The sequence below is a fragment of the Erythrobacter sp. JB3-1 genome (assembly GCF_057364995.1).
Window position 1 is genome coordinate 2,845,995 of sequence record NZ_CP200289.1, and the last position, 18,024, is coordinate 2,864,018.

At 57.0% G+C, this 18,024-nt stretch carries 18 protein-coding genes; 11 read left to right on the forward strand and 7 right to left on the reverse strand.

Annotation, left to right across the window (positions count from 1 at the left end):
- Nucleotides 1-86: 86 nt before the first annotated feature.
- Together AC0V6M_RS13545 and smpB are read right to left on the reverse strand one after the other, a co-directional pair.
- A complete protein-coding gene (locus AC0V6M_RS13545) occupies nucleotides 87-686 on the reverse strand; it encodes a DUF2062 domain-containing protein (protein WP_486139324.1) in 600 nt (199 codons plus the stop codon).
- 196 nt (nucleotides 687-882) lie between these two features.
- Nucleotides 883-1,365, reverse strand: coding sequence for an SsrA-binding protein SmpB (gene smpB / locus AC0V6M_RS13550; RefSeq protein ID WP_486139325.1), 483 nt, complete (start codon nucleotides 1,363-1,365; stop codon nucleotides 883-885).
- Between the two features lie 153 nt (nucleotides 1,366-1,518).
- Here smpB and AC0V6M_RS13555 point away from each other — a divergent pair, with 153 nt between their 5' ends.
- Nucleotides 1,519-3,510, forward strand: coding sequence for an alpha/beta hydrolase family protein (locus tag AC0V6M_RS13555; RefSeq protein WP_486139326.1), 1,992 nt, complete (start codon nucleotides 1,519-1,521; stop codon nucleotides 3,508-3,510).
- A gap of 3 nt (nucleotides 3,511-3,513) precedes the next feature.
- Here the strand turns inward: AC0V6M_RS13555 and dapA are convergent, their stop codons facing one another.
- Complete coding sequence (gene dapA / locus AC0V6M_RS13560) at nucleotides 3,514-4,395, reverse strand: 4-hydroxy-tetrahydrodipicolinate synthase (protein WP_486139327.1); 882 nt, start codon at nucleotides 4,393-4,395, stop codon at nucleotides 3,514-3,516.
- Between the two features lie 98 nt (nucleotides 4,396-4,493).
- Here dapA and AC0V6M_RS13565 point away from each other — a divergent pair, with 98 nt between their 5' ends.
- From AC0V6M_RS13565 to AC0V6M_RS13590, 6 genes are all read left to right on the forward strand, one after another.
- Nucleotides 4,494-6,443, forward strand: a complete 1,950-nt coding sequence (locus AC0V6M_RS13565) for a lytic transglycosylase domain-containing protein (RefSeq protein ID WP_486139328.1) — start codon at nucleotides 4,494-4,496, stop codon at nucleotides 6,441-6,443.
- A 25-nt stretch (nucleotides 6,444-6,468) separates the two neighbouring features.
- Nucleotides 6,469-6,990 carry a hypothetical protein gene (locus tag AC0V6M_RS13570; protein ID WP_486139329.1) on the forward strand — a complete coding sequence of 174 codons (522 nt, stop codon included), beginning with the start codon at nucleotides 6,469-6,471 and terminating at the stop codon, nucleotides 6,988-6,990.
- A gap of 46 nt (nucleotides 6,991-7,036) precedes the next feature.
- Nucleotides 7,037-8,290 carry a dual-specificity RNA methyltransferase RlmN gene (gene rlmN / locus AC0V6M_RS13575; protein ID WP_486139330.1) on the forward strand — a complete coding sequence of 418 codons (1,254 nt, stop codon included), beginning with the start codon at nucleotides 7,037-7,039 and terminating at the stop codon, nucleotides 8,288-8,290.
- Nucleotides 8,287-8,880, forward strand: a complete 594-nt coding sequence (locus AC0V6M_RS13580; protein ID WP_486139331.1) for a class I SAM-dependent DNA methyltransferase — start codon at nucleotides 8,287-8,289, stop codon at nucleotides 8,878-8,880. The genes rlmN and AC0V6M_RS13580 overlap by 4 nt, the downstream gene beginning before the upstream one ends.
- The gene (locus AC0V6M_RS13585; protein ID WP_486139332.1) at nucleotides 8,877-9,515 is read left to right on the forward strand and encodes an MOSC domain-containing protein; all 639 of its coding nucleotides are present in this window, start codon (nucleotides 8,877-8,879) and stop codon (nucleotides 9,513-9,515) included. Before AC0V6M_RS13580 ends, AC0V6M_RS13585 begins: the two co-directional genes overlap by 4 nt.
- A gap of 138 nt (nucleotides 9,516-9,653) precedes the next feature.
- Nucleotides 9,654-10,130 carry a glycine zipper 2TM domain-containing protein gene (locus AC0V6M_RS13590; protein WP_486139333.1) on the forward strand — a complete coding sequence of 159 codons (477 nt, stop codon included), beginning with the start codon at nucleotides 9,654-9,656 and terminating at the stop codon, nucleotides 10,128-10,130.
- Between the two features lie 50 nt (nucleotides 10,131-10,180).
- On the opposite strand, the gene AC0V6M_RS13595 is transcribed toward AC0V6M_RS13590, so the two are convergent.
- Nucleotides 10,181-11,071 (reverse strand): PhzF family phenazine biosynthesis protein, encoded by an 891-nt coding sequence (locus AC0V6M_RS13595; RefSeq protein WP_486139334.1) that lies wholly within the window; start codon nucleotides 11,069-11,071, stop codon nucleotides 10,181-10,183.
- A 76-nt stretch (nucleotides 11,072-11,147) separates the two neighbouring features.
- Here AC0V6M_RS13595 and AC0V6M_RS13600 point away from each other — a divergent pair, with 76 nt between their 5' ends.
- From AC0V6M_RS13600 to AC0V6M_RS13610, 3 genes are read left to right on the forward strand one after another with little or no spacing between them, the layout of a single operon-like run.
- On the forward strand, nucleotides 11,148-11,909 hold the full coding sequence (locus AC0V6M_RS13600) for an SDR family oxidoreductase (RefSeq protein ID WP_486139335.1): 762 nt from the start codon (nucleotides 11,148-11,150) through the stop codon (nucleotides 11,907-11,909).
- Between the two features lie 3 nt (nucleotides 11,910-11,912).
- The gene (locus AC0V6M_RS13605; protein WP_486139336.1) at nucleotides 11,913-12,620 is read left to right on the forward strand and encodes a cytochrome b/b6 domain-containing protein; all 708 of its coding nucleotides are present in this window, start codon (nucleotides 11,913-11,915) and stop codon (nucleotides 12,618-12,620) included.
- A complete protein-coding gene (locus tag AC0V6M_RS13610; protein ID WP_486139337.1) occupies nucleotides 12,610-13,353 on the forward strand; it encodes a molybdopterin-dependent oxidoreductase in 744 nt (247 codons plus the stop codon). The genes AC0V6M_RS13605 and AC0V6M_RS13610 overlap by 11 nt, the downstream gene beginning before the upstream one ends.
- A 5-nt stretch (nucleotides 13,354-13,358) precedes the next feature.
- On the opposite strand, the gene AC0V6M_RS13615 is transcribed toward AC0V6M_RS13610, so the two are convergent.
- Nucleotides 13,359-13,796, reverse strand: a complete 438-nt coding sequence (locus AC0V6M_RS13615) for a DUF1801 domain-containing protein (protein ID WP_486139338.1) — start codon at nucleotides 13,794-13,796, stop codon at nucleotides 13,359-13,361.
- Between the two features lie 85 nt (nucleotides 13,797-13,881).
- On the opposite strand from AC0V6M_RS13615, the gene AC0V6M_RS13620 reads away from it, so the two are divergent.
- Nucleotides 13,882-15,147, forward strand: coding sequence for a class I SAM-dependent methyltransferase (locus AC0V6M_RS13620; RefSeq protein ID WP_486139339.1), 1,266 nt, complete (start codon nucleotides 13,882-13,884; stop codon nucleotides 15,145-15,147).
- Here the strand turns inward: AC0V6M_RS13620 and AC0V6M_RS13625 are convergent.
- Both AC0V6M_RS13625 and AC0V6M_RS13630 read right to left on the reverse strand, forming a co-directional pair.
- Entirely contained in the window at nucleotides 15,144-16,337 is a 1,194-nt protein-coding gene (locus AC0V6M_RS13625) for a hypothetical protein (RefSeq protein ID WP_486139340.1), read from the reverse strand. The genes AC0V6M_RS13620 and AC0V6M_RS13625 overlap by 4 nt on opposite strands.
- A 171-nt stretch (nucleotides 16,338-16,508) precedes the next feature.
- Entirely contained in the window at nucleotides 16,509-17,885 is a 1,377-nt protein-coding gene (locus AC0V6M_RS13630) for an acyltransferase family protein (RefSeq protein ID WP_486139341.1), read from the reverse strand.
- Nucleotides 17,886-18,024 lie beyond the last annotated feature (139 nt).

The window sequence follows — 18,024 nt, forward strand, 5'->3', positions numbered from 1 at the left end:
TGGTTCGGCGGCATGGATGCAGCACTTTGGTGGCGCTGCGCAATAAGGATCGTTCGCGGTCCTCTTCGAACCGGCCGATTCAGTGCTTAATTCGCATTGAGCCTCTGGTCGAGCCGCGCTTCCATCCGCGCCAAGCGTTTTGCACGGCGGCGCGCAACCATCACGCGCCACACTGCACCGGAAATGAGATAACCTAGGGCCGCGCTGACCAGCGCTAGAACCACAAAGCCGAACACTGTTTCAAGCACGGTAACGCCCACATCTTCAAAAAGTTCGAAGAGCCAGGCCCAGCGACCACTCGCCATCTCACTTTCAGCAGCCTCTCCGGTTCCAGCAAAATCAAGCCGCAACAGGAGGTCACCGAGCCGGTTAGCGAGCACGGCCCAGAAAGGAAAGGTGAAGGGATTGGTCACGAAGGTGACCACCGTAGCAAGAGGCACATTCGCGCGCGCCGGCAAAGCGAGGAAGGCGGCAAGGAATATCTGAAATACGGGAATGATAAATCCGCAAAACAGCCCAAGCGCGACACCGCGCGGGACAGAACGGCGGGTAAAGCGCCAAAGCTCAGGCGAGAGAAAGCGGTGCGCAAACGGCTTTAGATATTTGTTCTCGGCCATCTGTTCACGCGTCGGCATATATTTGCGCAGCATATCCATTGCCCAGGTTTTGCTGCGCTGTTGACTCATGACGCGAGCCCTTGTCCGCCGTTTGCACAAGGCACTTGGCTCTCCACAGCGAAAGACTGTGAAGCTACAAGAATGTGCAAGGGATAGGACATGCGCTTCATATGGGTAGGATTTGGCCGCTGAACAGTGGGTCGCTGGTGATCTTACAAAACTTTGCGACTATTAAATGAATAGAGCGTTTGCGCACGCTTTGGACTTAACCCTTTTCGCGCATCAGGCGGGCTTTGTCCCGCTTCCAGTCGCGATCTTTGACGCTCGCACGCTTATCATGCGCCTGCTTGCCCTTCGCGAGACCTAGCTCAACTTTAGCGCGGCCTTGCTTGTTGAAATAAATCGACAGTGGAACCAGCGTCATGCCCTTGCGCTCAACAGCGCCGAACATTTTTCCAATCTCTCTCGTATTGAGCAGGAGCTTGCGCCGACGCTTCGGTTCGTGATTCAGGCGATTGCCGTGGCTGTATTCCGGTATGTTCGAATTGATCAGCCAAACCTCGCCGTCGCGCACTTCGGCATAGCTTTCCGCAATGGTAGCCTGACCAGAGCGCAGCGCCTTTACCTCGGTGCCCTGCAGCGCAAGACCCGCCTCATATTTGTCCTCAATATGATAATCGAAGCGCGCGCGGCGGTTTTCCGCCACGGTCTTGTGCTTATCAAAGGTCTCGGGTTTCGGTCTCGCCATGATGCGCGTGATGTAGTGTCTTGTGCGAGATTCGCAATCAGGCGCTTAGATTACTTGAAACTTCAGTTGGCTTTGGCATTATACAGCAGCGCCAGGGTACAGCGCGGGGCAAATATAGCTGATTAATATACGGATCGGTAAGGGGTTTATTCAATGCGTTCGTTATCAAAAGTGGTTTTGTCTGCGATCTTTTGCGCAACCGCGCCAGCAGCTCTTCTTGCGCAGGACGGAGAAGGAGCGACACCCGCGAGCAGCGGCGCGAGTAAGCAACTGGAACCATTGCCGCTAGCGGCTTACGGCGCACTCCCTGGCATCGAAGATGCAGCTTTGTCAGAATCGGGCCAACGTATCGCGATGATCACCACCGTGAAGGGTACTCGGGCACTCATAGTTCTTGAGAACCAAAACACGATACTCACTTCCGTTGCGGTTGGTGATATGAAAATCCGTAACATTCAGTGGATCGGTGATGAACGAATTTTGCTCACCTCTAGCCAGACTGAAGACTTGGGATTCAACTTCACTACCAACAAAGCTGAATTCTATGTTGGCCGGATAATACCCGTTACCTCAGGCGCAGATGCGGGGATGATTTTTTCTAAAAAACGCAATATCTTGGATGCGATCATAGGTGACTACGGTGTCCGTAAAATTGATGACCGCTATTATGGGTTTTATGGCGGGATTCAACTCAAGAAAAATAATCGGTCAGATTATACATTTGATCACGGTCGACCTTTTTTGTTTCGGGTCGATATGCAGGACTATTCTGTCAAACGAGTGGCGAATGCGGCTCGGCCTGGGCACGATAACGACTGGCTGATTGATGCAGACGGCAACATTGCCGCAACCTTCGACATCAACGATGGAAACGGCAAATGGAAGCTCCACAATGGGTCTGGTGATGAAATCGCCAGCGGACAAAATGTTCAGGCACGGATCGGCTTGGTCGGACTTGGTTACAACGGTGCAACAGTCATTCTGTCTGAGCGCACGGATGACGGCATAAAGTGGCAAGAAGTGCCAATTTCCGGCGGAGAGATGACAGATTTTCTGCCCGACGTTGGTCTTGAACGAGTGTATTTCGACAAAAAGACTGGCCATCTGATGGGTTACCGTGAGCGTGGCGGTAAAGAACGCATCGTATTTCAAGACGAAGCAAAGGGCAGTGCTTTGCGCAAGGTTCGCAGTGCCTTCAAGGATTTCGATACGAGTCCGATCGATTGGACCGGAGACCTCTCACAAATGATCGTGCGCACTGCTGGCAACGGTGACAGCGGCACCTGGTACGCAGTGGATGTCAAAAACTTGCGTGCGAATGCTATTGCTTACGAACGGACTGCAATTGGTCCAGAGCGTGTTGGTCTGATCTCTACCTTTAAGTACACCGCCAGTGACGGCCTCGATATGGACGGCATCCTAACCTTGCCACCAGGTCGCGAAGCGAAGGACTTACCAGTTGTGGTTCTGCCGCATGGCGGACCGCACGCACGCGACAAGGCCACGTTTGATTGGTGGGCACAGGCCTACGCTTCGCGCGGATATGCCGTGTTCCAACCCAATTTCCGCGGCTCAACGGGACGCTCAGACGAATTCCGTACGGCGGGATATGGCGAATGGGGCCGCAAGATGCAGACCGACAAATCGGACGGTCTTGCCGCTTTAGCAGAGAAGGGGATCGTCGATCCGAGCCGAGCCTGCATCGTCGGTGCAAGCTATGGCGGCTACGCTGCTCTTGCAGGCGTCACTTTACAGCAAGACATTTACCGTTGCGCAGTGGCAGTCGCACCAGTCAGCGATATCAAGGATATGTATCAAGAAGACTACCGCGCATCAGGTAGCGATCGGACAACGAAGGTTGCATTGCTCGAACAGCTCGGCCCACGCGATCGCTGGGATGAAGTCTCACCGCTGCGTTTTGCAGACCAAGCTGATGCGCCGATTATGCTGATCCATGGACGCGACGATATTGTCGTACCTTTCAGTCACTCAGTAAAAATGGCCGACAAACTTAAAGACGCGAAAAAACCGCACGAAATGATCAGCCTAAAAGGCGAAGATCACTGGCTGTCACGTTCAGAAACCCGGCGTACCATGCTTGATGCGGCCGTTCGATTTGTCGAACTGCACAATCCAGCGGATTAGGCCCTAAACCAACTCCGCATGCTCTAACGCCGCATCCACTGCCCTCCGCGATGTCTCACTCGTTTCGCACAAGGGCAATCGAACCTCTGGCGTTGCCCAATCCTGCACCCGGCTCAGCGCATATTTTACCGGACCCGGGCTCGAATCGGAAAACATGGCGTAATGCAGCGGGTAAAGCTGATCATTCAGAGCACGCGCTCGGACCAGATCATTGTCGGCGCAGGCCTGCTGAAATTCTGCGCATAGCGCCGGGGCGACATTAGCGGTGACAGAAATGCACCCCTTGCCGCCCGCAGCGTTGAACGGCAGGGCCAGTTCGTCATTGCCAGACAGTTGGCAGAACGTGCGGCCAATGCCCATGCGGTGATCGGCCACCCGGGAAAGATCTTCGCTTGCATCTTTAATGGCGATGATTTTGTCAGGGAATTTGTTGGCGAGCTCAATCGTGGTTTCCGGCGCAATATCTGTCACCGTGCGGCCCGGTACATTATAAAGCACAATCGGCAGGCCGCAGTTTTCGGCCAAAAAGCTAAAATGCGCGATCAGCCCAGCCTGACTTGGACGGTTATAATAGGGCGCAACGCACAGCCCTGCGGCGGCTCCAGCCTTTTTGGCAAAGCTCATATGAAGCGCGGCATTCTTCGTATCGTTGGAACCGCACCCCGCAATAATCGGCACCCGGCCTGCGGCTTGCTCTATGCAAACCTCAACAACGCGGTGATGCTCTGCATTGGACAAAGTCGATGCTTCACCCGTCGTCCCGCACGGGACCAGAGCCGCGCTGCCCTGCTCAATTTGCCAATCGACCAATTTGCGAAATGCAGCCTCGTCAAACGCTCCATCGCGAAAAGGAGTCACCAGAGCGGGGATTGAACCGCTAAACATTGTTGTATTCCTCTATCTAGGCACTTAGCGACTATTTGAAGCAATTCTCCAAAAGCTAAGGCACTTGTTCAGCGCCTGATAAGGAGCCGATCGGCATTATGTCCAGCATGCGTAAAAGTTCTTTTGGCAATCCCCTTGCCGTCGCCGCCATTCTTTTCACCAGCACAGCCGCTATGACGGGCCCGTGCTTTGCCCAGAATACAAGCTCGCCAGGGGGCAGCACGATGCTGGCCCAGCAGCCGCGCGCCATTGGGCAAGCGATCTCGCGGTGGGAAGTTTTGCAGAAATCTCGCCTCTCGAGTTTTTCAGATTACGCTGGCTTTGCCCTCGCCTATCCAGACTTTCCGCGCATGGCCACTCTGCGAGTGCGCGCAGAAAATGCGTTAGAAAACGAAGCGCCTTCTTCAGCGGATCTTATCCGCTTCTTTGATGCCCATACGCCGCTCACCAATCCTGGCCGCGCACGCTATGCACTAGCTCTGGCTGGCGCGCAGCGCACGGAAGCCTTTGACGTTGCGCGCGAAGCATGGCGCGGCGGCGAGATGAGCGGCCCGGCAGAAGCCTACATCATGGGTCTGTTTGGATCACGCCTCACCGGAGAAGATCACAGCGCGCGGATGGATGCGCTCCTGTGGCAAAGCGAAAGTGAAGCGGCCGTGCGCCATATGGTCAATGTTGCGCCGAGCGAACGCGAGATGGCGATGGCCCGCCTGGCCGTGATTCGCGGAGACACTAGCAATGTGCCCTCAGGCGCGCTCAGCGATCCCGGCTTCGTCTATAATTACGTGAAGCAATTGCGCTCCAAACGTCAAGTCGCTCAGGCCGCAAATGTTCTGACGACGCGTACCAATTTCACCCGCACCTCGCACAAGCCAGAGGATATGGTCGCGCAAATGCTGGGTGTCGCCAAAGCCTCGGGCGCGCGTCAAGCGGTCGAGATTGCTGCCTCTGCTGATGATCTTTTCGCACCGGGCACCGATGTGTCGAAAGGCTCTTTCGCTCTTCGCGATCGCTACACCGATTTGATGTGGCTGGGCGGGACAAAGGCGCTTTGGAGCCTTGGCAATGGAGCCGCCGCAGCGCCTCTGTTTTATCGCTACGGAGCGGGCGCCGGCACGCCTCTGATCCGGGCCAAAGGCTTTTACTGGGCTGGCCGGTCTGCGCGTCAGGCCGGGCAAACCGCTGAGGCAACTCGCTATTTCGAAATGGCCGCCGAGTTCCCCGAGTATTACTATGGTCAGCTCGCGCATGAAGCTTTGGGCCGCCCGCTGCCGCAATTCGCGCCGCTTGCGCCCATCGAGGTTAGCCAAGCTCAGCGCACTGCCTTCAACAGCCGTCCAGTTGTAAAGGCCATCCGCTCTATCGCGGCAAACCGCATGGCGTGGCAAACAGAGCGCCGCTTCTTCGAAGCTGTCGCTGACATTGCCGACACGCCCGAAGAAATGAGCATGGTCGCTGACCTCGCCGCTGAAACTGGCCTTGATGAAATGGCCGTTGTAGCTGGCATGACAGCGGGCGAGCACGGCCTGAAAGGTTTTGAGCGCCTTGGCTTTCCAACTGTCACGCCGCCTTCGGGTGCAAACTGGACGATGGTGCACGCGATCTCCCGTCAGGAAAGCGAATTTGACCGCTTCCGGGTCAGCCACGCCGGCGCGCGCGGCGTGATGCAATTGATGCCGGGAACAGCTCGTGAGCAAGCGGGCAAGCTCGGGATGCAATATCTCTCGGCCAATCTGATTGGCTCGCCCAGCTACAATATGCGTTTGGGCGATGCTTATTTCGCGCGGATGATGGACTATTATGGCGGCGCTTATCCGCTCGCCATTGGCGCCTATAACGCTGGGCCTGGCCGGGTGAACCAATGGCTTCGCCTGAATGGCGATCCGCGCCGCGGCGACATCGACTGGGTCACCTGGATTGAGCGCGTGCCAGCCAATTTCGAAACCCGCTATTACATCATGCGTGTGCTCGGAAACGCTGTGTCCTACAGCCATATGTATCCGCAAGAAGCCGGACGAGCGCAGCCGGTCAGCTACTACTTGCGATAGCTTGGCGCTAAGGGGGCGGTTCGACATGGCGAGCAAAGATAAGAGATTTGTCTCGCATACCCTATTGCTCGGCGCGCTGGTGCTGGGGACTGCTTTGGCTGCTCCGCTGTCTGCGAAAGACAGCCTTGGCGTTTATTCCAGTTGGGCCGCTTTCCGCGATCAGGGCACGCCGCGCTGCTATGCCATCGCCAAACCGTCCAGCGCGACGACGCGGCGCGACTATGCGCCCTTTGCCAGTATTGCGACATGGCCAAAAAGCTCTGTCCGCAATCAAGTTCACCTGCGGCTATCTCGCGAAATTGCCGAGCGCGCGACCATACGTCTGACCATTGGTGACAAGCGTTTCGACCTCACGGGCGGAGGCGGCGATGCTTGGGCGAAAGATGACCGCATGGACGCCGCAATCGTCGCCGCAATGCGCTCCGCCACCCGGATGAGTGTGCGCACCCGCGACAAAGGTGGCCGCGCCTTCACGGACAGATACCAGCTCGCGGGCGCCGCTACCGCAATCGACGCCGCGCTGCTCGGCTGCGCAAAGCTTAGATAGACCGAACTAGCAAAGGCGCTTTTGCGCGCCTATATGCGGCGAACTTATGGCCGATACCAACCTCATGCCCATCGCCGGACAAATCGATCCGGTTCCCACTACGCGCGACATTACCCCGCGCGAGGACGGCCGCGTCGACCTCATCGGCCTGCCACCAGCGCGCATTCGCGAGCTGTTTGAAGAGGCGGGTCTGGATACAAGACAAGCCAAGCTGCGATCCAAGCAGGTCTATCACTGGCTGTATCATCGCGGCGTGTCCGAATTTGAGGACATGACCGACATTTCCAAGACCATGCGTCCGTGGCTGACCGAGCGCTTTGTGATTGGCCGCCCGCATGTGGTTGAGGCTCAGCATAGCACCGATGGCACGCGCAAATGGCTGCTGCAGACCGATGATGGCCATGACTATGAGATGGTCTTCATCCCCGATGCTGATCGCGGGACCTTATGCGTGTCCAGCCAAGTGGGCTGCACACTCAATTGCACCTTCTGCCACACCGGCACCATGCGCCTGGTTCGCAATCTGACGCCGGGCGAAATCGTTGGCCAAGTGATGCTCGCGCGGGACGCTCTGGGCGAATGGCCCAAGGGCAAGATGGATTTTGCCGAGAATGAGGACGAGGCAGAATACCGCGCGGATGGCCGCTTGCTCACCAACATCGTGATGATGGGCATGGGCGAGCCGCTGTATAATTTCGACAATGTCCGCGACGCACTGCTGCTCGTAATGGACAGCGCAGGGCTCGCCCTGTCGAAGCGACGGATCACTCTGTCGACCAGCGGCGTCATCCCGATGATGGAGCGCTGCGGGGCAGAGATTGGCGTCAACCTCGCGGTTTCATTGCATGCGGTGAACAAAGATGTGCGCGATGAGATCGTACCGCTCAATCGCAAATATGGTCTTGAAGAATTGCTGCAGGCCTGTGCCGATTATCCCGGCGCGACCAATGCGCGGCGCATCACCTTTGAATACGTCATGCTGAAGGACAAGAACGACAGCGACGAGGACGCGCATGAGCTTGTTCGTCTGCTCAAGCAGTTCAACCTGCCCGCCAAGGTCAATCTGATCCCGTTCAATCCATGGCCCGGTGCGAATTACGAATGCTCCGCCCCAGACCGGATCCGCAGCTTTTCAAACATCGTCTTCGAAGGCGGGATTAGCGCACCAGTGCGCACCCCGCGCGGACGAGACATTGATGCCGCCTGCGGCCAGCTAAAAACCGCAGCGGAGAAGAAAAGCCGTGCGCAAATGGACCGCGAAGCCGTAGCCGCTGCTGAGGCAGAAGCGGCGAGCGAGTGAGCATCGATCCGGTAACGCTTGAGTATTATGAGCGCAATGCGCCGCATTATACGCTGAGCTTTGCCCAATCGCACAGTCGCCACCTTGATGCTTTTTTGGACCGCTTGGAGCCAGGCGCAAAGGTTCTCGAACTTGGATGCGGCGGCGGACGTGACGCGGCTCGCATAAAGGAGCGCGGGTTCTCACTCGATGCGACCGATGGCATTGCCGCAATGGTGCGAAAGGCAAACGAGCGGTTTGATGTTGGCGCTCGCCTCATGAGGTTTGATGAGCTTTCCGCCGCGAATGAATATGATGCGGTGTGGGCGCATGCCTGTTTGCTGCACTGCCCGCGCGCGGAATTGCCAAATGTTCTTGGCAAAATTCACTGGGCTCTAAGACCGAGAGGGTGGCATTACGCCAGTTACAAGCTCGGCGATGGCGAAGGACGCGATCTGCTTGGCCGGCTGCATAATTTTCCGTCCAGCGAGTGGTTGGAAACGCAATACCGCTCTGCCGGGTTTGCGATCGAGGACAGCGATGGGTTTGCGGGCAAAGGCAGTGACGGAACTCAAAGAAACTGGATTGCTCTGACAGTGAGAAAAGCATGAAGTTTGAAGTCAGCGCAATCTGCGCCGGTAAAGCGGCCAATTTTCGCGGCGAAGAAACAAGCGCCATCGCCAAGCAGCCCGTTGAAGGCCCATTGCACATTGGAACCGAAGGGCTGGAAGTAGACGAGCAAGCCGACCGCAGCGTGCACGGCGGCCCGGAGATGGCGGTGCATCTTTATCCCGTTGATCATCACGCATTTTGGCGAGACCGGATCGGCGAACACGCTCTACTCTCACAGCCCGGTGCGTTCGGATCAAACCTAGCGGTTAGCGGCCTGACCGAGGCGCAGGTCCACATCGGTGACCAATTCCGTTTGGGCAGCGCACTGCTGGAGATCAGCCAACCACGCCAGCCATGCTGGAAGATTGAACACCGGTTCGGCGTCAAAGAAATGGTCGCCGCCATTATCAGTTCTGGCCGATGCGGATGGTATTTTCGGGTGGTCGAAGACGGCACCGCGCAGGCGGGCGACACGCTAGAGCGCGTGTCTCTCCGCGCAACCGAATGGAGCGTCGAGCGAGTGTTTGCCGTGATAATCGCCGGAAAAGGAGCGCAGGAAGAGTTGCGCGAACTCAGCCAGCTTGAGTCGTTGTCTCCTAAGGTTCGGGCCAAAGCAGCAGCAAAATTGCGCTGATCATTCAATTCATCGCTTAATAAAAGCGGCTCGTCGCCTGAACGCAATTTCCAACAAATCGTTCATCTTGCGTTGTCCTTTTCTGAACGAATGTCCTCTCACCCCACCGGGCAACTCGAACGAAAAGAGGGACACGCTATGAAAAATCTCGCCGCATTCGCCGCCGCTGGTACACTTGCAATCGCCGCCGCTCCTGCACAAGCGGTAGAGATTGCCCCCAGCATCGCTTCCAATTCGGCTGTATCCAATGTGATGGTGATCCCGATGGATAGCCTCATCCAGACCTCCACTCATCAATATGGTGATGATCGGGACTACTACGATGATCGCCGTTATCGGAAGAACAGCCGCCAAAATCGTTATGACCGCAATGGTCGCTATCGCGAGCCGCGTCGTATCAGTCGCCGTGACAGCGTATGGCGCGGACGGGATGGCCGCTACTATTGCAAGCGCGACAATGGCACCACCGGCCTAGTCATCGGAGCAGGCGTTGGCGCACTGATCGGCAACGAGGTTGCTGGGCGCGGCGACAAGCTTCTCGGCACATTGCTTGGCGGTGTTGCAGGCGGCCTTTTGGGACGCGAAATCGACAAGGGGGATCTTAAGTGCCGCTAAGTCATTGTTGAAATAAGGTGGCCCCACTCCACCTTTGGCGCCGCCAACCTTCACCGGTTGGCGGCGTCTTTCCATGGGCGCTCAACCGCCAGAAATTGGCAATTCAATCGCCCCGCCCTGCTTATCATTCGGCAAGTGCCGCCGATCCAAATGGCGCCTGACGCATCCTGCTCGCAAGCGACCAAACCATCTGCTCCAACAACTTGACCTTGCCCGGCTAAATAAGAACCATCGACCAAGCCCTCACCAAACAAGTGCATAGCCACACCAGCGTTAAAGCTACCGGTTACGGGATCTTCGACAAAACGTTCATGAGTGTCCGCGAAAAACGCCCGCAGTTCCCAATCGCGGCGAGCATTGCTTAAGTGTGGTCCGGCAAGACCGATGTCAGTACCGAGCGGCGCTGAACCAGCGGGTTTTGCAGCCAAAACATCCGCAGCCGAACGCAGTCTGAGCAACTGCCATCGCGGGCCATTTACTATGTGAACTGCCTCGACCAATGCATCTTCATCAATCCCGGAAAGTTGGACCGCAGCCGCGCGTTCTGTCTCTGTCAGTGGCTCATGCTTAAGGAGCGCAGGGGCTTTGAACGCCAATTGATCTTCATCAAATCGAACATCAACCAACCCGATGCCGCATTCCTGCACGGCCATTCCCTTCGCTTTCGGCTTGCCACCCATAGCCAACCAAGCAAAACATGTACCCAAAGTGGGATGACCAGCAAACGGCAGTTCGCCTCCCGGGTAAAATATCCGCACGCGGTAATCCGCTCCGGGATCAGTTGGCTGGAGCAGAAAAGTCGTCTCAGAAAACCCAAGCCATTGAGTCAATGCGAGCATCTGATCCGCTGACATGGCCTCCGCACCATGGACCACTGCAAGTGGGTTTCCACTCAACAGCCCATCACAGAATACATCTATCAAATCACACCTTGCAGACACTCGGCATACTCCAGTTCAAATCCATCGGTGACAGATACGCACGCTAGGCAAGAACGCGAAAGTCTGCTCAATAGAAATGATGAACCAACCAACAGTTTTGGTCACAGGCGGCGCAGCGCGCATTGGCGCGCAGATTGTGCGCCGGTTCGCCGCAGAGGGCTGGCACGTGGTCATCCACTACCGATCCTCTTCGGATGAAGCCGACGCCTTGGCGGCCGCCCTGCCCTCTGCCAGCACGGCCCAATGTGATCTGAATGACGGCGATGCTGCTGTCGCGATCGTCGAGGAATTGGCTACGCAGCATTCCGAATGGCGCGCCCTGGTGAATTCCGCAGCAGTTTTTGATCCTGATGATGTAACCGTGCTCGACCCGGCCACGAACCGGGAGGCAATGCAAGTCAACGCGGTTACGCCCACACGCATGGCTCAGGCCTTTTTGGCCGCCGCACAATCCAGCAGGGGACGCTGCGTGATCAACATCACTGATATGAAGCTGGAAAATCCCAATCCCGATTTCTTCAGCTACACCATGGCAAAGCACGCATTGAACGCGACCATTCCGATGTTGACGATGGGCGCAGCAGGCGATGAAGACGGCATTTATGGCATTGCGCCGGGTGCAATTTTGGCCAGCCACGACCAGACGCAGGATGAGACGGAAACCTCGCACCGACTGAATTTGCTGGGCCGAAAGACCGGCGCGGATGAAATTGCCGATGCAGCGTTCTTCCTAGCCCAAGGCCATTTGCGCAGCGGATCAACCCTGTTCATCGACAGCGGTCAGCACATGCTGTCACAGGATCGCGACGTCATTTACTTGGCGCGCGAGGGTGCTTGAACAATGACTAAGCCGATCAAAAAACGACACGCGCTATCGACCCGGATTTGGCATTGGATCAACGCCGTATCGCTGATCATTCTCTTCATGTCCGGCCTGACGATATCGAACGCGCACCGCTATCTCTATTGGGGCGATTACGGCTTTGATCCAGCGGATGCCTGGCTCGCCGTCATGCGCTTTCCTAGCTGGGCCACAATCCCAAGCCGATACAATCTGGCCGAGGCGCGAGACTGGCACCTTCTGATGGCCTGGCCATTTGCACTTGGACTGTTGTTCATCTGGATCGCTATGCTTGCGAACAGGCACTTTTTCCGGGACCTGTTGACACGGCGGGCTGAATGGAAAGCCACTGCCATTGCAGAGGATGTGCGAGAGCACCTGAAGCTCAACTTTGATCACGGCAGCGAGGAACGCAGCGGCAAGTACAATTTCCTCCAGAAACTAGCATATGGCGTGGTTTATGGCATATTCCTGCCCATGCTCGTTTTCACCGGCCTGGCGATCAGTCCCGGTTTTGAACCCGCTGCGCCTTGGCTCGTCGACATTCTCGGCGGAAGACAAAGCGCCCGCAGCCTGCACTTTATCTTTGCCTTTGCAACCTTTGGCTTTGTCGCCCTGCATATTGTGCTGGTGCTGCTGTCAGGTCCGATCAAGCAAACCTGGGCAATGATTGCCGGTGGCCGAATGGAGAACAGCGATGAAGCGTAGAACACTGCTCGTAGGCGCAGCCGCTCTCGGCACAGGCGCATGCTCCAAAATCGCCGGCACAGATACGGCCAACTCGCTGTTTGAGGCCGCCGAAGACTGGCATCGGGCGGCGCATCGCACCCTCGCTAACCGGCAAGCTTTGGCCCCAGAATATGCGCCAGAGGATCGCTCGCCGACCTTCCGCAGCAACGGCTCAAAGACCGTCGATACGCCGGAATACCGCGCCGAGCTGGCGAATGGATTTGCGAACTGGCGCCTGCAAGTGCGCGGCCTGGTTGAAGAGCCATTGTCGCTGAGCATGGATGATATCCGCGCCCTTCCCCAGCGCACTCAAATCACGCGGCATGATTGCGTCGAGGGTTGGAGCGCGATTGGCGAATGGACCGGTCCGCAGCTTTCAGGAGTGCTGGATGCGGCGAAGGTTAAGCCCGAGGCGAACTTCATCGTCTTCTACTGCGCCGACACTCTGTACGGCGCAGACTATTATGAGAGTGTCGATATGGTCGACGCCTATCACCCGCAGACAATCATTGCGCATCAGCTAAACGGTGAGGCTTTGCCAGAGGGAAATGGCGCGCCGCTAAGAATGCGGATTGAACGTCAGCTTGGCTATAAGCATCCCAAATATCTGACCGCCATTGAGGCCGTTTCCAGCTTTGAAAATATCGGCAAAGGCATGGGCGGATTTTGGGAGGATCACCCGGCGGGCTATCAATGGTATGCCGGGATCTAAGCGGCTTAGCCCGGATATTTACGGTTCATCGCGTCCCAGCAAACACCGATGATCTCTTCCAAAACGCTCAAATCAATATCGGCAAGCTTGTTCACATAGACGCAGCTCGCGCCGGTTTTATGTTTGCCCATTTTTTCTAGCAATCCGTCGACCTTTTTGCCTGTGGCCTCATCGCAGTAGCGGCCCATCAAATAGAGCGAGTGCTTCGCCTTGCGCGGTGAAAAGCCAGAGCGAAGGGAGTCGCCCTCGCGCCCGCTGTCATATTTGTAGTGGTAGCTGCCGTAGCCGATGATGGTCGGGCCCCACATTTGCGGGCTGTGCCCGGTCACTTTACGAAACAGCGTATCGAGGACCTTGGCGTCCTCGCGTTTGCTGGCGGGCTCTACCGCGGCGATAAAATCATCAACCGAAACGGTGGTCGGTGTCGTTTTTGCGTCGCTCATAGCTGAGAGGATAACCCATCATTGACACCGCGAACAAGGCTGGCATTCGTAACCGAATGGTGGATCGCTGCGAAAAAGGCACTGTATGAGCAAAACACTTTTCGATCGGTTTCTGACTAAAGGCGTGAAACGCGGGCGCTTGGGCGTCGTTTTCGCTGACGGATCGGACAAGACGTATGGTGAGCCGGAAGAAGGCTTTCCTGAGATTGTCCTGCGCCTCACCGACGGGAAAGTCCCGCGTGACATCATCATGGACCCGCGCCTTGGCGCGGCAGAAGCCTTTATGGATGGCCGCCTGATCATCGAAGAAGGCGACATCATGGGGCTCGTCACCCTCCTGCGCAAAAACAACGCCTGGGACAAAGGCGGCGATATCGGCCCGCCCAAATTTTTGCGACGAGTGCTGAACAAGGCGAGCTTTGCCGCTGAGAAGGTCAACAACCGGATCAGCTCAAAAAGCAACGTCGCGCATCACTATGACATCGGCAACGATTTCTACCGCCTGATGCTGGACGAGGAGCACTGGCAATACGGCTGCGGCTATTGGCCCTCAGACGACATCACATTGGGAGAGGCTCAGACGGCCAAACTGGCGCATATCGCGGCGAAGCTGAACATCAAGCCGGGCCAAAAAGTGCTCGATATCGGCTGTGGCTGGGGCGGCATGGCAATCTTCCTGGCGCGCAATTACGATGTCGAAGTCGTCGGGATCACCTTGTCTGAAGAGCAGATCGCGCTGGCTAAGGAACGCGTGAAGGACGCCGGTGTCGCCGACCGCGTGAGCATTGAGCTGGTCGATTACCGGGACTTCGCCGCCGCTGGGCGCAAATTTGATCGGATCGTCTCAGTCGGCATGTTTGAGCACGTTGGACAACCGCAGTTTGAGACCTTCTTTGAGGCCTGTGCCAATATGCTCACCGATGATGGCACCATGCTGCTCCACACGATTGGCCGGATGGGCGGCCCCGGCTCGACCGATGCGTTCACGCGCAAATACATTTTTCCAGGCGGCTACATCCCGGCCCTCTCAGAGACTGTCGAAGCCAGCGAGAAATTCCGCCTGATCGCCACTGATGTAGAGACCTTGCGCGTCCACTACGCCAAGACCCTGCGCCAATGGTACGCCAATTGCATCGCCAATCGCGAGAAAATGATCGCGATGTATGACGAGCGCTTTTTCCGGATGTGGACGTTCTATTTATCGGGCGCAGCGACCGTGTTCGAGAGTGGCAGCATGTGCAATTATCAGATCCAATATGCGCGCAATCGCTATGCTCTGCCGCTGACGCGGGATTACATCACGGCGGAAGAAAAGCGTCTGATAGAAGCGCCAGCGCAAAAGAGCCTTTAGTCCACCTCGCAAAGTTTGATAATGCCCCGCGCGGCCAAGCTCTCGTAGCGCTCGATATCCGCAGGTGACATCGCCGCGCGGTCGATCTCCTGACATGCCGCTGGCTGTATCGGCTCACGCGCAGAAGCGGGAGGTTCCTCAACCGCAATCACTCTGGGCTGCGCAGGCTCGGGCTCAGGGCTAGGGTTAACCTGCAACAACACGGGCTTCGGCTCCTCAGCGGGAGGATGAATTTGAGGCTGCTTGATCCTAACGCCCGCCTCGTATTGATCGCAGTTTTCAATGACAATCACAGGTTTTGAGATGTCGCTGGCCCATTCGAGCATATCGAACGGCACGGTGCGCGCTCCTTTGCCCCGCAATGGCTCGTTGATCGGGACCAGAAAGTCACGATCAATTACGCTCTTTTTCTCATTGAAGCCGCGCCGATACCTTTGCTCCGGAAAACCTAATGATGAGAAGAGCCCCAAGCGCCGCGTCATGATCGGGCTTTTCAATTCACCGACACGCCCGGGTTGGAACCCGCGCCAACCGCTCTTGGCCCATTGCCCTGGGCTTTCTTCATAGAAATATGCGATCTCGATATACTTGCGGCATCCGTTCTTCACGTAGACGCGGTAGCGCGTGTCGGGCTGCGCAGGTGGAGAGATAGGACGGGTCTCCGGCGCAGGCCGCGACTCAGGAACATTAGCGCTATCATCGCGAGAGTTCTGTCGATCTCGCAAAGCTGCGCCCATATCCCGCACACATTGGCCAAATTGCTGCTCACACTGCCGGTAGGTCGGGCAAATCTGCGGCTCTACTTGGCACCGGGTCGATGCATAATTGGCAAGGTGACTGCAGGCTGCCTGCGCAGCGCGTCTTTGGTAGTCTCGGCCATATCCATTATTAAGAGGACTGCGGAAGGTCCGAACGCATTCTTCATACCTCTCTTTATGCGGAGCAAGGCATTGTGTGCGCCAATTTTGCCGTTCACGCTCATTACTATCGCAGCGCGAAACGTCCGCTCGGCAGAATGTCCGGTTGTTGTCGCATTGCACATCCAGACCGCCGCCTTGCAGCATTGCGGTTAGCTGGGCCGCGCTGCCAGTTCGGGCCTGCGTCTTCTGAGAGGGTGCTGGGGTAATCGCCAGCAGTAGGGTAGCGATGCTCGCGATCACTGTCGCCAAACCATAAAGCCAAAGTCGCATAGCACTCCCCCCAAGCTAGCGCCTGCGCGGGAATCACACCCTGAGCGGGGCTGCGCTCTCATAGCAGCTATCGGCCTCTACTGGCCAATTCACTGCGTGTCTGTGCGACCTAGTGCGCCGTGTCTGCTCCTAGTGCCTTGAACCGGAAGTGAACCCGCAAGCAGGCCTCAACTAAGCCGTATCGCGCGATCTGGGACGATACGCTGGGCCAAAGCCAAGCAAAGCTGCACCGACAAATGGCAGCGCCACCACCCATATCCGCACGCCTGTGATCCCTTCCGGGCTGGCAATACTGATCCCAGCGGTCGCGCCCAGCCCTACGCAGATCAACACAACGCCTGCGACCACTCGGGCGCGCGGCACCGTGCGGCCGCCTCTGGTCGGGCCAAAGCTGCGCTCATGCTTTGCGAACACCGCGATGAAGGGCAACAGCGCAACGATATAGATACCAAGCCACAAGGGCCGCGTTGCCCACCATTCGCCCGTGCCCGGGACGCTATCCAGCCCAATCCCGCCAAGCGCGATCCACGTGAAAGTCATCACCAGCACAAAGGCGGTGAGGTGCCACAGAAAAACGGTCATGATCATGCCGTTCATCAGAACTGTAGCCGTCCATATCCCGATCTTGTCCAGCATCCGGCGCCCCAGTGGCTCCAATGCAAGGACAAGCCCGACCTGCACGACTCCCAACGCCAGCAGCGCAAAGGTTGGCGGCAATGAGTTTGAAAAACCATCAGGAGCAGATACCATCGACACTGGGTAAAACCCATAAACGGTGACCGAAATGAGCACGCCCAGTCCGGCGGCAAACCAGCCAAAGGCGAACAAGCGATTGTCAAACTTGGCATCGCGCCACGCCAGACCCAGCTGGTGAATCGCCAGGAACACCCAGAGGAAATTGGTGAAGCTGATGTAAGGTACACCGTGCTCAAACCGCAGCCAATCCACCAGCGCGGTAATCGGAATGTATATCGCAAAGCTGGCCCAACCCCAACGCTTCCATGCATTCACAGCCAGCGGAATGCAGGCCGTCACCAGCAGATAGACCGCCAAGAACCATACAGGGATCAGAGCCGCTTCGGTCGCCATGCGGATTTGCGCCCGGTCAAAACCGATCTGCGTCAATGCCAAAGCGATCACTGCCCAAACAAGCAGGACTGGGAACGTCGGAGCAATCAAACGCTGAACGCGGCTCGCCAGCCAATCGCGGTATACGCCCTTTTGCCCGGGGCTCGCTTTACGCAAAGTCCCCTCCCAGCTCACCGAATTAGAATATCCGCCCACCAGGAAGAACACCGGCATCACTTGAAACGCCCATGTTAGCCAATGCGTCCACGGCGAGGTTTCAATCAAATCGCCGCGCTGCAGCGCGCCTGCCTCATCAACATACAGTCCGGCCATCAACCAATGGCCGAACACCACCGCAAGAATTGAGATTGCCCGCAGGAAATCGACCCATCGATTGCGTTCTGGCGGTGCCATTTGCGCCAATTCGCGCGCTTGCCCCCACAGGCCTTTCTTCGCCTTTGGTGCGGTTTCGCCGTCCATAATCGTGATCCCTCCGACCCTGCTGAAGCACAGATATTGTGATCAATCAGCGCTTTCACAAGCTTTGACCTATCCATGCAGCCTGCATCGCCGCTGACAAGCATTGCCCCGCACCCCCTCCCCTGTTAGCGGCCACTGC

What these genes read in the sequence shown, in the direction of transcription:
- AC0V6M_RS13545 (WP_486139324.1), bottom strand. Translation starts at nt 686, where the DNA reads ATGAGTCAACAGCGCAGCAAAACCTGGGCAATGGATATGCTGCGCAAA.
- smpB (WP_486139325.1), bottom strand. Translation starts at nt 1,365, where the DNA reads ATGGCGAGACCGAAACCCGAGACCTTTGATAAGCACAAGACCGTGGCG.
- AC0V6M_RS13555 (WP_486139326.1), top strand. Translation starts at nt 1,519, where the DNA reads ATGCGTTCGTTATCAAAAGTGGTTTTGTCTGCGATCTTTTGCGCAACC.
- dapA (WP_486139327.1), bottom strand. Translation starts at nt 4,395, where the DNA reads ATGTTTAGCGGTTCAATCCCCGCTCTGGTGACTCCTTTTCGCGATGGA.
- AC0V6M_RS13565 (WP_486139328.1), top strand. Translation starts at nt 4,494, where the DNA reads ATGTCCAGCATGCGTAAAAGTTCTTTTGGCAATCCCCTTGCCGTCGCC.
- AC0V6M_RS13570 (WP_486139329.1), top strand. Translation starts at nt 6,469, where the DNA reads ATGGCGAGCAAAGATAAGAGATTTGTCTCGCATACCCTATTGCTCGGC.
- rlmN (WP_486139330.1), top strand. Translation starts at nt 7,037, where the DNA reads ATGGCCGATACCAACCTCATGCCCATCGCCGGACAAATCGATCCGGTT.
- AC0V6M_RS13585 (WP_486139332.1), top strand. Translation starts at nt 8,877, where the DNA reads ATGAAGTTTGAAGTCAGCGCAATCTGCGCCGGTAAAGCGGCCAATTTT.
- AC0V6M_RS13590 (WP_486139333.1), top strand. Translation starts at nt 9,654, where the DNA reads ATGAAAAATCTCGCCGCATTCGCCGCCGCTGGTACACTTGCAATCGCC.
- AC0V6M_RS13600 (WP_486139335.1), top strand. Translation starts at nt 11,148, where the DNA reads ATGATGAACCAACCAACAGTTTTGGTCACAGGCGGCGCAGCGCGCATT.
- AC0V6M_RS13605 (WP_486139336.1), top strand. Translation starts at nt 11,913, where the DNA reads ATGACTAAGCCGATCAAAAAACGACACGCGCTATCGACCCGGATTTGG.
- AC0V6M_RS13610 (WP_486139337.1), top strand. Translation starts at nt 12,610, where the DNA reads ATGAAGCGTAGAACACTGCTCGTAGGCGCAGCCGCTCTCGGCACAGGC.
- AC0V6M_RS13615 (WP_486139338.1), bottom strand. Translation starts at nt 13,796, where the DNA reads ATGAGCGACGCAAAAACGACACCGACCACCGTTTCGGTTGATGATTTT.
- AC0V6M_RS13620 (WP_486139339.1), top strand. Translation starts at nt 13,882, where the DNA reads ATGAGCAAAACACTTTTCGATCGGTTTCTGACTAAAGGCGTGAAACGC.
- AC0V6M_RS13625 (WP_486139340.1), bottom strand. Translation starts at nt 16,337, where the DNA reads ATGCGACTTTGGCTTTATGGTTTGGCGACAGTGATCGCGAGCATCGCT.
- AC0V6M_RS13630 (WP_486139341.1), bottom strand. Translation starts at nt 17,885, where the DNA reads ATGGACGGCGAAACCGCACCAAAGGCGAAGAAAGGCCTGTGGGGGCAA.